This window comes from Prevotella sp. P5-50, from assembly GCF_002251295.1.
Taxonomy (GTDB): domain Bacteria; phylum Bacteroidota; class Bacteroidia; order Bacteroidales; family Bacteroidaceae; genus Prevotella.
In genome coordinates this window covers 50,624-64,860 of sequence record NZ_NPJA01000039.1, presented here as the reverse complement: position 1 = coordinate 64,860, position 14,237 = coordinate 50,624, and the positions used below count along the sequence as shown (strand labels likewise).

Here is a 14,237-nt window from a genome sequence, read left to right as displayed (position 1 = left end):
GTTCGCTTCTCGTTGACTTCTCGTTCGTCCCTCGTTCGTCTCTCGTTGTGCTTTCGTTCGTTATTCGTTAGCCGATCGAGGACATAACGAATACCGAACGAGAAAACAGCGAAATGACAACGAGAAGACGACGAAAAGACGACGAGAACAAATCGAAACGGGGACGAGAAGCAAACAAAACAAACTACAGACCACAATCACCAACTATTATACCCGTTTTTGGCCATTTACATGGCGCGTGCTGCAAATCAACCCATCAGGCAGTACACCCTAAGCTCAAGACAAAACAAATGGCTGTAATAGTCTCTTTTTAACAACACAAAATCTGAAACTGCTCGCGCGCGAACCTATTAATACCTGGCGAAGCCCTTTACACCCTACCACATACTATCACCCCCTGAACCAAAACACAGCCTGGTCATTTTTACCCGTGTCATAACATACAGCCAAGACCGTCAGACACACATCTAAAAGCAACATAACAAACTGCATATCAAATACATACAGAAATAAAATACAGCTAATCAGTAAGAATGGGACACCAATCTACAACAGTCCAAACAGATTTACAGACAAAATGCATCAAAAATGACACAAACATTTACAGAAAGTAGCATTTTCACTACCTATCACAGCAAAGGGCAGGAGTCTCCTGTGAGAGTCCAGCCCTTTTATGTGATTAGAAATAATGAAGTCTTGTGATCAGAAACCTATCAAGGCTTCACCTTGAGTTGTTTTTTAATAGAGATTGATTGTCTGTTGCATGAGTTTACTTATCTGCAATTCTTCTCGTCTTTAGTATCAGCGTTACTCGTTTATTGTTATTTTCCTGGATTGAAACGAGAAAAGCAAGTGTAAAATCGAGAATAACTCTTAATTGGCTTTCCCTCCGGCCGCCGAACATTACCGAAATCAGCAATCATGCTACATTTGTGTGCTCATCTTCATTAGAGGATGCGATAGTGGTGGGAACGTCAGCGATGATAGGAACGGAGCTTGATAGCATCGTGAATCAACACACGGATAAGTTCTGCAATCCCGTCGTGTTACTTAGAACAAAGTCCGTTGCCCGTGATTCATCCGAGATCCACTTCTTTCAGGCGTCAGGCAATGCCCATGCTGAGCGTACAGAAAAAAAAAGAGAACCATTGCTGATTCTCTTTGTGATTCCGGCGGGATTCAAACCCACAACCTTCTGATCCGTAGTCAGATGCTCTATTCAGTTGAGCTACGGAACCTCTCGTGGCGCCTCATTTCTCAATTGCGGGTGCAAAGGTACTATATTTTTTTCAGACTACCAAACTTTTTTGCCTTTGAATTTTGCCAGTTTTTATTTATAGGTTTGATTCCTGTCCAGATGCGCACGGACAAGTAGCTGATTCATTGCATCTTCCGTATTGAAATCATAACATCTGACTGAATAGAGATGTGTACGACGTCTTCAAGACATAAACCGCACAGAAACAAAACAGAAACAAAAAAAGAGAACCATTGCTGATTCTCTTTGTGATTCCGGCGGGATTCAAACCCACAACCTTCTGATCCGTAGTCAGATGCTCTATTCAGTTGAGCTACGGAACCTCTCGGGTGCCTCATTTCTGAATTGCGAGTGCAAAGGTACTATGTTTTTTTCACTCGACCAAACTTTTTGGGATTTTTTTTCAAAAAAGGTGCATTTTCCTTGGTTTTCCTGCCATTTCTTAGCCTTTTTACACCTGTTTTTCAAAGGAGAGAGAGACAATTATGCAAAATGATCCTCAACAACTGCGAGACAAAAAACGCTGTGCCCCACCCTTGCCTCTTGATTTATATAGATGAATTTAGGTATGATAGATTACAATTAGAAGAAATCCGTTGGCTGTCTCACGAAAATATTCTACCTTTGCAAGCATGAAGAAGACATTTGCCGTATTGGGAATGATGTGTGCAGGATGTGCAGCAAGTGTGGAAAAAAAACTCAAAACCACAGAAGGGGTGACAGACGCTGCTGTCAACCTGCCTGCACGTACAGTATTGGTGGAATATGACGAACACCGCACGTCACCAGAACAACTACAGGCATCGCTGGCGCAAGTGGGCTACGACCTTGTTGTGGAACAAGACCGCAACGTAGAAGCCATTGAGCGAAGATCATGGCAGCGAATCCTGCGACAGGCCCTGCTCTCGTGGGGCTTTGCCCTCATGGTCATGTTGGTGGCAATGGGTTATATTCCGATGGGAAACCGCAATACGGAAAACCAAGTGATGCTCGTCATCGCGCTGCTCAATCTGTGTTACTGCGGACGGAGTTTCTACTGTAATGCGGCTCGACAACTCCTGCACCGTTCCGCCAATATGGACACCCTTGTGGCACTCTCCACCGGTATTTCGTTTGTCTTCAGCAGCTTCAACACCTTTTGGGGCGATAGCTTCTGGGGAGCACGAGGCATGGCGTGGCACACCTATTACGATGCATCGGTCATGATTATCAGTTTTGTGCTGACAGGCAGACTCCTGGAAGAGCGTGCCAAGCACAACACAGCCTCAGCAATCCGCGCCCTGATGGGACTCACTCCAAAGACCGCCCACCTCGTTGTAGATGACACGGTAAGCGATGTGATGCTGGCAGCCCTGCAACAGGGTGACACGATAGAAGTGAGACCTGGCGAAAAAGTACCCGTAGATGGCACCATTATCCCAGACTGCCGCACCAGCATCGACGAGAGCATGATTACAGGTGAAGCTGTGGCTGTGGAAAAAGCCCCCGGCGACAAGGTGCTGGCAGGTACCATCGTGAAAGAAGGCACGTTCCGCTTCACGGCAGAAGAGGTGGGTCAACAGACCGTTCTGTCGCAGATGATTCGCATGGTGGAAGAAGCACAAGGTTCCAAAGCGCCCGTACAGCGTGTTGTGGATCACGTGGCTGCGGTATTCGTGCCAGCCGTGGGACTCATTGCCGTAGCAACCTTCCTGCTCTGGTATCTTATCGGAGGCAGCAACTGTCTGCCGCAGGCTGTCATTTCTGCCGTATCCGTACTGGTCATAGCGTGTCCATGCGCCATGGGACTTGCCACGCCAACCGCCCTCATGGTGGGAATAGGCAAGGCGGCAGAAGCCGGCATACTGATCAAGGATGCCACCGCATTGGAACTGTTGCGCAACGTGGACTGCATGGTAGTAGATAAAACAGGAACCATGACTCTCCCCTCACCCGATGGTCAAGGCGAACAACTCAAGCCCTTTGCCCGTGAAGCCGTGGAGGAGTTACATAAAATGGGCATCACCCTCTACATGATGAGTGGCGACAAAGAAGAACGCGTCAGACACTGGGCACAGGAGGCTGGTATCAGCCACTACAAATGGCAGGTATTACCACAAGACAAAGACGATGCGGTAAAGGCCCTGCAACAAGAAGGCAGACACGTGGCCATGGTGGGAGACGGCATCAACGACTCGCAGGCATTGGCACGTGCCGATGTGAGCATTGCCATGGGACGCGGCACCGATGTGGCGATGGACGTGGCGCAAGTCACACTCATGGGCGACGACCTCAGGCGCATCCCTGATGCTATCCGATTGTCAAGACGCACGGTGGCAATGATCCGTCAGAACCTCTTCTGGGCATTTATATATAATATGGTGTGCATCCCACTGGCAGCCGGACTGCCTTACGGCTTTGGCGCACACTGGCAGATCACCCCGATGTGGGCATCTGCCTTGATGGCCTGTTCGAGCGTCAGCGTAGTGCTCAACAGTCTGCGACTGAAACGAAGCAATACCGTCATTCCGTCATTCACGAAACAAGCATAACAAATGGAACGCAAAGAAATCACCTTCGACACCTTTATCCGTGGCGTACTCTTCGTAGCCGTACTGGCAGGTATCATCCTCCTGCTGCGCCGCCTCAGCGGAGTGCTGCTGCCTTTCTTCCTGGCATGGCTCATTGCCTACCTGCTCTTTCCGCTGGTCAAATTCTTTCAGTACAAATGCAGGCTGCACTTCCGCATTCTCGGCATCCTTTGTGCCTTTCTTGTGGCAGGAGGCATTGTGTCACTCGCTTTCTGGCTCATCATACCACCCATGGTGGAAGAAGGAATAAGAGTGAAGGATCTGGTGCTCCATTATATAGAGACCAATGCCACCTTCAACAACATACCAAGTCAGATACAGGAATACCTGCACCGTCACCTTACCGGCGATGAGGTCAAAGCCATGGTCACGCAAGAGGGATTCATGCAAGCCATGAGAGAGGCCATGCCCAAGATATGGGCCATCATCACCCAAAGTATCGGGGCGGTAAGCAGTCTGCTCTCGGTCACTATGGTATTCCTATACACCCTGTTTATCCTCATCGACTATGAGAGACTGACCACAGGATGGCCCGACCTGTTGCCACAACGCTACAGAGCCTTTGCCGTGCAACTGGTACACGACGTAGAGGACGGTATGAACAAATATTTCCGCGGACAGGCCTGCGTGGCATTCTGCGTAGGTGTGCTGTTCAGCATCGGATTCCTCATCATCGACTTCCCTATGGCGGTAGGTTTGGGCATGCTCATCGGCCTGCTCAACATGGTACCTTACCTGCAAATTGTAGGTTTCGTACCAACGGTACTGCTTGCCATCGTCAAAGCGGCAGACTCAGGAGAAAACTTCTGGATTGTGTTACTCATGGCACTCATCGTGTTTGCGGTGGTTCAGATCATTCAAGACACCATTCTCACCCCACGCATCATGGGTAAGGTCATGGGCCTCAACTCAGCCATCATCCTACTCTCACTGTCTATTTGGGGGTCGCTGTTGGGCATGTTGGGTATGGTAATCGCCCTGCCTCTCACCACATTGCTCATCACCTATTACCAAAAATACATTGTCAAAAAAGGATAAAAATCAGATAATTATTTGTCATTATCCCATTTTGTTCGTACTTTTGCATGCAAAAGACCATGGTTTATGGCAAAGAATATCATACGGTTATAGACATACAAAGACAACATATTAAGAATATTACAGAACACATCGATATTAGTGGATACAACAACAAACAAACGACACAACAAAATAAAAAGATTGTTTTTAACAATGGGGAAAGGATTACAACAACATATTGTGCGAGCCATTGTCACTGTGTTCTTCATCATATACACAGTGGCTTTGTCGGCACAAAACAACCAATACCGCATGGATGACGGTCTCTTCAAACTCTACGAAAAGGCCTACAAAGAACGAAAAACGCTGGCAGGAAAAATTCTCGCAGATACCATCATAGAAAGAGCTAAAGCCATAGGAGACCGAAATGGCGAAATCACGGCAATGACCATCCTCTTGCTGTACAACTACTATCAGGAAGACAATATGCCCGCTGTGGAACGCGAAGCAAAAAAACTGATGGATAAGGCTACTGCATACGAAAAATGGACCTACTACTATTTCGCAGCAGCCAACCTCACCAACTATTATATCAGGGAAAAAAGATACCTCGAAGCCTATACGATAGCTCTGGAACAAAGAAAAATCGCAGAGAAAAACAACCATCTCATAGGCATTCGAGACAGCTACTATTCACTGGCAACCATACAACAATACCGAGGAGAATATGCGAGAGCTATCGACAATTACCGCGAGTATATCAAATACTCGAAAGACCACAATATACCTTCCAATTTCACAGACACTTATGCAAACATCTGCAATTGTCTAAGAAAGACTCAAAGCTTTAGAGAAACACTCCAGGAAGTGAAGGAAGCATGGGCCGAATGTAAGTCGGACTACAACCGGTTTGACATTAAACTACAGGAATGTTACGCACTCTTCATGCTGGGAAGGTATGATGATTTCAGGAAAGAATATAACTATCTGAAACAACATGAAGCATACGACCGTGATCTGCACGGCGACGTGAAAGAAGCTGTGGAAACATTCAAGAAAATGCTCGACGGAAAAGACCAGGAGGTGTTGGAAACCATCAAGAGACTCAAAGAGGAAAGCGAACTGGAAGGGTACAGACTGGCTGTGGCATACTATAAATACAAAGGGGACTACGCCAAAGCGGTCAAAAACCAATGGATGCTCATTGATGTTTATGGAGATTACGCCGGCGAACTGGTTCAAAACGATGATCGTATCGTAAAAAACATGTCCAACATACAGCAACATGAAAGAGAGGTGCAGCAGATGGACTATCAAAACACCCAACTGGCCATGGCCAACGCACAACTCTCACTCAACAAATCAACCCTCGAACTCAACAAATCACAGGACAATGCACAACTCGCACAACTGCAGGCTGACAGAAACAAACTAAACTACCAGAACCAACAACTGGAATCGCAAAGACTGCAAAACAAGCTTGAACAAGAAAACAAAACACGACAGGCGGAAGCAGAACAATACCGCCTCAAGAAAGAGGGAATGGCACTTTGTCTGACCTTTGTCGTACTCATCGCCATCAGCTTCACACTCTATGCTATCATACGATGGAGACACGGAAGACAGTTGAAACAGGGCATTAGAAAACTGCGAGAGAGCATCTCGCTACTGAATACCGCCAAACTCAGAGCCAGTGAATCGGAACTGACTAAGACACGCTTCATACAGAACATGAGTCACGAGATAAGAACACCACTCAATGCCATCGTGGGATTCTCTAACGTACTCGTCACCATGGGCAACGAACTGTCAGAAGCAGAAAGTCAGGAACTGACACAATATATCACAACAAACTCAGAACTGCTCACCACCTTGGTCAATGACATTCTCGACCTGACTAACCTGCAGAGTGGTAACTTCGTCATGACCAAAGAAATTGTAAAGGTCAACGAACTCTGTCGAGAAACCATGGAAACCGTCAGACACAGATTGGCAGGAGGCGTGACGCTGACATTCGAAACAGAGTTGAATGAAGATTTCGAAGCCGTAACAGACCGCAAGCGTGTGCAACAGGTGCTCATCAATCTATTGACAAATGCTGAAAAGAACACAGAAAAAGGCAGCATCATACTGTCTTGCAAAAAGATAGAAAATACCGATATGATCTCTTTTACTGTCACAGACACAGGAATCGGCATTCCTGTCGAACGGATGGATGAGATATTCAAACGTTACAAGAAACTCGACGACAAAAAACAAGGTTCCGGACTCGGTCTCGACATCTGTCGCACCATTGCAAAAAAACTTAATGGTGAAATCAACATCGACCGCCAATACACCAATGGTGCACGTTTCTACTTCAATATTCCCTACAACGCATGAAACAGACAAAAAGAACTACAATATACACCCTGCTGATCATCCTGCTGTTTGGCTTGGCTTTGCCCACACAAGGACAGAACAATCCATTCAAGATCAACGACAGCCTGTACCCACTATACCTCAGAGCCAACTACAACAGAAAGAACCATATCTGTCTGGAACAGGCTGACTCACTAAGGAGAAAAGCCATCAGGCTAAAAGACCACAAGGCAGAAATCCTTGCTCTTCTCGTTCCTCTGAAATACCAAATAACAAAACAGCACAATTTCCCTGCCGTTTGGAAAGCAAGTCAGCAGGTAAGAAAGAAAGCACAGGAATACAACTATCTGCAGTATTATTTCTACACTTCTACAACTATGGCAAACTACCTCCTGTCTGAAGACAGATTCGACGAGGCGAAAGAACTGATGCAGAAAGACATCCAGTTTGCCACAAAACACAAACACCCATACGGCATTCAAGCAGGCTATGTGGCATTGGGAAATATGCTGATGGTAAGAGGGGAATATGCACATGCCATTTTCTACTACGAAACAGCACTACAATTCTCACAGGAACACATGCAGAAACAGGAGCGGTCAACAATCTATCCTCACATCTGCGATGGTAACATACGTTTAGGACGATTCCAAGAAGTCGTCAACGCAGCAAATGAGGGCATCCGCTACTGTTATTCAGAACCTACAAAAGCTGGACTCTACGGCTACAAAGCTATTGGCCACTTCATGACAGGTGATTACGCCAACTTCAAGAAAAGCTATCAGGAATATTTCAAGAGATTGAATACTGTCCCTATTATCGCAACAGAATACCTTATTTTATTGAACTCATTATACGCCATTTCCAATCAGGATTCTGTGAAATATCAGGAATACAAGAACAAACTGTCTGGACTGCTCAGAAAATACAGCTCCTATGCCTACTATTCATACAACGGACAATATGACAAGGCGGCAAAAGTCATGAACAAAATTGTAAGACTCACACAAAACGGAGGCAACACCAACATCCTCACAGACCTTGCAGGCATGAGAAACAGCTTTGCCATGCAGATTGCTGACATCGACAAGCAAAAGGCTGCCAACGAAATGGCAAAGCTACAACTGCAACTGGCCCAACTGCAACTGGCCAGCAACAACCTTGAGATAAGCAATGCGGACAGACTCAAGAAATTGGCAGAGATGCAGAACGGTCGTAACCTGCTCGCACTACAGAACCAAAAACTCAAGTCTAACAAACTGGGCGTTTCCATCGACAGTCAGAAGAAACTGGTAGAACTGCAGAAACGACAATACAACATGCAAAAACTGATCATGGTAGCCATGGCGGCTATTGCCCTGCTGCTCATTGTTGGCACGATCATCTATCTGAAAGCTAACAAAAAAATGGAGCGACGACTGTCCAAACTCTCTAAAAATCTGACCCATACATTGGCCGAACTCAACATCGCCAATAAAGAAGCACAACATGCCGACCAACAAAAGACACTCTTCATACAAAATATGAGCCACGAAATAAGAACACCACTCAACGCCATCGTAGGTTTCTCGCAAGTGCTTACCGACCCCAGTTTCAACATCAGCGATGAAGAGAAATCGGACCTTACCTATAGAATCACAGAAAACTCAAAGCAATTGAGCAACCTAATCAATAATATCCTTGATCTGACCTCCATAGAGAGTGGAAAATATCAATTGATAATAGAACCGGCAGACATCAATGGTGTGTGTCGGGATGCCGTAGAAGAAGCACGCAGTCACGTGGCAGAAGGGGTGATGTTAACATTCAACACCCAACTGGCAGAAAGCGAAAAGATTGAAACTGACGGAATGCGGGTGAAACAGGTTGTGACACACCTGCTGAATAATGCTATCAAGAACACAACAGCAGGCAGCATACAGGTAAACTGTTCGAAGAACCAGAAAGGACAAACCCTCATCACAGTAACTGACACAGGTGTGGGCATTCCGCAAGACAAGCAAGAAACCATCTTCGAACGCTTCGGAAAACTGGATCAATTTAAACCTGGATCAGGTCTCGGACTGGAAATTTGTCGCACCATTGCCCATAAATTAGGAGGTGATGTGTACCTCGATCCCGACTATACCAACGGCGCACGTTTTTGTTTTTTCTTTGGGAAACCAGAAGGAAAAGCGGCAAAGGTCTGATCCTTCAAAGGATACTTACTCCTGACGCAACATGGCAAGATAATCATCGTAAGAAATGTGACGACCACCCATGGAACGGAGATGCGGAGTTTCAAACTGGCAATCGATCATCAGTCCGCCATTCTTCTCCATCAGTTGTGCTAAAGCGATGAGTGCCACCTTGGAGGCAGATGGGGCCAACGAGAACATACTCTCACCCATAAAACAACGACCAAGACAAACTCCATACAGTCCGCCAACGAGTTGTTCATCCTCATCCCACACCTCCACACTGGCGGCAAACCCCTGACGATGCAATTCGGAAAACGCAGCTATCATCTGAGGACCAAGCCATGCACCTTTCTCTTCAATTCGCAGTTCGCTACAATTATCTATAACAGCTTGAAAATCTTGATTAAACGTCACATGGTAAATATTTTTATTTAACAGCGAACGCATGGAGTGACTAATATGAATCTCATGAGGTAAAATCACATAACGGTCCATCGGACACCACCATTGAATCTCGTCATAATCACGAAAACTGTACCAAGGGAAGATGCCGTTACTATAAGCAAGTAACAGGCGATCAACACTGAGGTCACCACCAATGGCAAAGAGTCCGTCATCATCACCACGGCGTGGATCAGGAAACCAGAGATTGTTGTCAAGTCGATAAATCATAACTGCTCCAAATCATTTAACAACAAAAACACCATCCTTACAGTCCACAGTGGCTATTCCACCCTTGCTGAGAGAACCAAACAACAAGGCACGCATCAACAACGGTTTGATATTGTTGCCAATCACTCGATCCATCTCACGAGCACCGTATTCCGGTGTAAAGCCAAGCATAAGCAGACGGTCGAAGGCCTGCTGAGAAACAGTTAGTTTCACCTGGCGCTGGCCAAGCTTGTCAGAAAGGAGGGCAAGTTTCTTACGAAGGATAAGCGTTGCCATTGTCTTGTCCATATCACGAAAAGTCACAATATCGGTCAGGCGGTTGATGAATTCAGGCTTGAACACCCTCTTCACCTGTTGCCGCATAGCCTCACCACGGGACACATGCCCCGTGAAGCCAACGCTGGCCTGTGAAGCATACTGCGCTCCTGCATTAGAAGTCATAATAATGATAACATGATGGAAATCCGCCTGCTGACCTCGGTTATCTGTCAGGCGGGCATAGTCCATTACTTGAAGTAGAATATTATAAATGTCGCTATGGGCTTTCTCAATCTCATCAAGCAGAAGCACACAGTTGGGCGTCTTACGAATGGCCGAAGTAAGCAGACCACCATCATCATACCCCACATAACCGGCAGGCGAACCAATAAGTTTGGCAACGGTATGCTTCTCCGCATATTCAGACATATCGAAACGCACCAATTCCACGCCCAACTGACGAGCAAGCACACGGGCAACCTCTGTCTTACCAACACCAGTGGGCCCCACAAAGAGCAATGAGGCCATCGGTTTGTCAGAATCGGTAAGACCAGCCTTGGCCATCATCACTGCATCTGTCAGACGCTCAATGGCCTTATCTTGACCATAGATCTGACTCTTCATCTGTGTGACAAGGTCTTTCAACGAATTATTATCGGCCTCTTTCAAGGCATCGGCATCAATACGGCAAACCTTATTTAATATTTCATCAACCAGGCTCTTTGTCACATAGTTATGCAGACGATTACGCGGGTGGACTTCAAGATAAGCACCTGCCTCATCAATAATGTCAATGGCTTTGTCGGGCAACTGGCGATTTGTTATCAACCGAGCCGAACTCTCAACAGCATACGTCCAAGCATCCTTCCGGTAGATTACATTGTGATAGTTCTGAAAGGTTGGTAACAATGCTTCTACAATACGAAGGGTGTCCTCTACAGACGGTTCCTTAATGTCAATCTGCTGGAAACGACGAGTAACGGCCTTCGACTTGGCAAGGGTACGATTGAAGGCTTCATAGGTTGTTGAACCTATAAAACGGAGTTTACCTCGATCAAGATAGGGTTTCATGACATCAAAAGCACTGATACTATCAGATTGCGCTTGTTCACCACCCATCATCAAATGAATCTCATCGAGATAGATCACACTGTTACCTTGGGCTGTAGCACCGTCCAGAACATCCTTGAGGCGCTTTTCAAACTCGCCTCGAAACTGTGCACCAGCCATCAACTGTCCCATTTCAATAGAATATATGTGGGCCTTTTGCAACCTATAAGGCACATGACCTTTGGCGATGCGTTGTGCCAAACCATAAATCAGAGCGGTCTTACCCACCCCAGGCTCACCAATATGGAGCGGATTGTTCTTCTCCATACGGCAAAGCACCTCTATGGTACGGTCAAGTTCTGCCTCGCGACCGATAATGGGCAGATGATCAGTGGCTTCTGCTGTAATATCAGTGGTCCATTGTTTCCAATCTGATGACGAAGCAAAATCAGAAGGACCTCCCATCATCTCATCATCGTCCTCCAAGTCATCATCATCCAAGTCATCGTCTTCTAAGTCATCCAAGTCATCGTCAAGTTCTTCTTCAGCAACATAAGAATCCTTTGCATCGCAATATTCATGAAGAGATAACAGAAGAAACACTTCCGTGACTTTGAGATGTTTGGTCAACAGATAGGTCCCCATACACTCAGCATCACGCATCATGGCTTCAATAAAGGAAGTCACACACAACACACGATCAGCATTTTCTCCTTTGCATATCGTGAAAATCCGACGCATAGAAGACGACAGTTCCAAATCTACTGGCTTTGGGGCTTTTTCTTGAGAAGCTAACCATTTTTCAACATCTTCAGCCAATTCACCAGGCTGACAATCTAAAGATTGCTTCAATACATTAACAAAAGACGGTGCTATTTGGCATAGAGCCAACAGCACATGTTCAGGCATCAGAAATTCATGGGAAGACCGATGGGCAAGTTCACAGGCTTGCTGGATGGCCCTATTCATCGTGGTTGTTATTCTCATTGCTAATTATCGTTTGATCATTCAGGAATATAACTCAAGGTCAGAGGAAAACCATTGGCACGGGCAAGACGCATGGCTTTGTCAACCTTGGAACGCGCAATATCAAGCGGATAGATGCCCACCACAGCCTGACCTGTACGATGAATGGCCAACATGAGCCGTTCTGCCTCATCAGCAGACTTAAAGAACACGTCCATCAGCATCATTACCACAAAATCCATCGTTGTGAAATCATCGTTATGACAAATCACCTTATAACGTCCCGGCTCCTTCATATTGAGGCGCACGCGCATTGTTGATTGAGTTTTTTCTTGAGCCATAATCCACGTAAAATGTAATACTATAGTGCAAAGGTAATCATTTTCAGCAAAATAAGATGCAAATATTTTGCCTTTTGGTTTATTTGTAGTAATTTTGTGGTCAAGATATTAATAAGTTACTACTATGTTTGACAAAGAAACTTACATCAGGCGAAGAGCCGAATTGAAAAAGCTGGTAGGCAACGGAGTCATTGTACTCTTCGGAAACAATGAATCACCCTACAACTCACCTGCCAACTGCCATGCACCAATGCGTCAGGACTCTACGTTCCTCTATTACTTTGGACAACACCGCGACGGACTGGTAGGAGTAATTGACGTGGACAACGACACAGAAATGCTCTATGGTGACGATATTGACATTGAAGACATCGTATGGATGGGATTCGTAGATAGCGTGAAGATTTTGGCAGATGCTGTGGGCGTCAGCATCACAGGACCGATGAAAGAACTCTCACACGTTTGTCACGAGGCATTAGCAAAGAAACGCACCATCCACTTTCTGCCACCCTATCGACACGATACAAAAATACAAATCATGGACTTGTTGGGCATCCACCCCTCACAACAAAAGGATGCTGCATCTCTACCATTGATTCATGCAGTGGTAAAAATGCGTTCGACCAAGGAAGAACAAGAGATTGCTGCCATTGACCGCGCCTGCAATATCGGCTACGAAATGCACACCACCGCGCAACGTCTGACAAAAGCAGGAACAACAGAACGTTACGTTGGAGGACAAGTTGACGGAATAGCCCGTTCAATGGCCCAGGACACAAGTTTTGCCACCATCTATACCCAACACGGTGAAATCATGCATGGCAATCCATCAGACGCAATACTGCAAGACGGAAGACTTGTCATCTGTGACGCAGGATGTGAACTGGATGACTATTGTTCTGACCATACAAGAACAATGCCTGTCAACGGAAAATTCACCCAGCGGCAACTGGAAATCTACAGCATCGTAGAAGCTTGCCATGATTATGTATTGGAAGTAGCCAAACCAGGAGTTAAGTACAAGGAAGTACACTTTGCCGTATGCCGTAAAATGGCTGAAAGCCTGAAAGAAATCGGTTTGATGAAGGGAGACATTGATGAAGCTATTGCAGCAGGAGCACACGCCATGTTCCTCCCCCACGGACTTGGACACATGATGGGTATGGACGTACATGACATGGAAAGCATCGGACAAATCTATGTCGGATTTGACGATGAGACAAGACCCAATCTGGAACAATTCGGCACCAACTGCCTGAGAATGGGAAGACGGTTGCAAGAAGGATTCGTCGTTACAGACGAACCGGGAATCTATTTCATCCCACATCTCATTGATGAATGGAAAGCTAACGGACACTGCAAAGACTTCCTCAATTTCGATATGCTTGAAACTTACAAGGACTTTGGAGGAATACGCATCGAAGATGATGTACTGATAACCAATGACGGATGCCGTTTCTTGGGAAGCAAACGTATTCCATACCATCCCGCAGAAATAGAAGAAATAATGGCAGGAAACAAATAAAAACGAACAAGCAACAAATAAATAAAAAAAGAGAAC

General features: G+C 45.9%; 8 protein-coding genes and 2 tRNA genes. 5 read left to right on the top strand and 5 right to left on the bottom strand.

Features of this window, described 5'->3' with window-relative positions; genetic code table 11:
• Positions 1 to 1,164 precede the first annotated feature (1,164 nt).
• A tRNA-Arg gene (locus CIK88_RS09095) sits at positions 1,165 to 1,238 on the bottom strand.
• Positions 1,239 to 1,507: 269 nt separating this feature from the next.
• Positions 1,508 to 1,581: transfer RNA gene (locus tag CIK88_RS09090), tRNA-Arg, on the bottom strand.
• 309 nt (positions 1,582 to 1,890) lie between these two features.
• Here CIK88_RS09090 and CIK88_RS09085 point away from each other — a divergent pair.
• The 4 genes from CIK88_RS09085 (at position 1,891) to CIK88_RS09070 (ending at position 9,398) form a co-directional block, all read left to right on the top strand.
• Positions 1,891 to 3,789, top strand: a complete 1,899-nt coding sequence (locus CIK88_RS09085) for a cation-translocating P-type ATPase (RefSeq protein WP_094436006.1) — start codon at positions 1,891 to 1,893, stop codon at positions 3,787 to 3,789.
• A 3-nt stretch (positions 3,790 to 3,792) separates the two neighbouring features.
• Positions 3,793 to 4,866 (top strand): AI-2E family transporter, encoded by a 1,074-nt coding sequence (locus CIK88_RS09080; RefSeq protein WP_094436004.1) that lies wholly within the window; start codon positions 3,793 to 3,795, stop codon positions 4,864 to 4,866.
• Between the two features lie 195 nt (positions 4,867 to 5,061).
• Positions 5,062 to 7,230 (top strand): ATP-binding protein, encoded by a 2,169-nt coding sequence (locus CIK88_RS09075; protein ID WP_094436002.1) that lies wholly within the window; start codon positions 5,062 to 5,064, stop codon positions 7,228 to 7,230.
• Positions 7,227 to 9,398, top strand: coding sequence for a HAMP domain-containing sensor histidine kinase (locus CIK88_RS09070; protein WP_094436000.1), 2,172 nt, complete (start codon positions 7,227 to 7,229; stop codon positions 9,396 to 9,398). Before CIK88_RS09075 ends, CIK88_RS09070 begins: the two co-directional genes overlap by 4 nt.
• Before the next feature lie 15 nt (positions 9,399 to 9,413).
• Here CIK88_RS09070 and aat read toward each other — a convergent pair whose 3' ends face one another.
• The 3 genes from aat to CIK88_RS09055 are packed head-to-tail and all read right to left on the bottom strand — an operon-like array spanning position 9,414 to position 12,676.
• On the bottom strand, positions 9,414 to 10,061 hold the full coding sequence (aat, locus tag CIK88_RS09065; RefSeq protein ID WP_094435998.1) for a leucyl/phenylalanyl-tRNA--protein transferase: 648 nt from the start codon (positions 10,059 to 10,061) through the stop codon (positions 9,414 to 9,416).
• A 12-nt stretch (positions 10,062 to 10,073) separates the two neighbouring features.
• The gene (locus CIK88_RS09060; protein WP_254046881.1) at positions 10,074 to 12,356 is read right to left on the bottom strand and encodes an AAA family ATPase; all 2,283 of its coding nucleotides are present in this window, start codon (positions 12,354 to 12,356) and stop codon (positions 10,074 to 10,076) included.
• Positions 12,357 to 12,373: 17 nt separating this feature from the next.
• Complete coding sequence (locus CIK88_RS09055; protein ID WP_094435994.1) at positions 12,374 to 12,676, bottom strand: ATP-dependent Clp protease adaptor ClpS; 303 nt, start codon at positions 12,674 to 12,676, stop codon at positions 12,374 to 12,376.
• Positions 12,677 to 12,800: 124 nt separating this feature from the next.
• On the opposite strand from CIK88_RS09055, the gene CIK88_RS09050 reads away from it, so the two are divergent.
• Positions 12,801 to 14,201, top strand: coding sequence for an aminopeptidase P family protein (locus tag CIK88_RS09050; protein ID WP_094435992.1), 1,401 nt, complete (start codon positions 12,801 to 12,803; stop codon positions 14,199 to 14,201).
• Positions 14,202 to 14,237 lie beyond the last annotated feature (36 nt).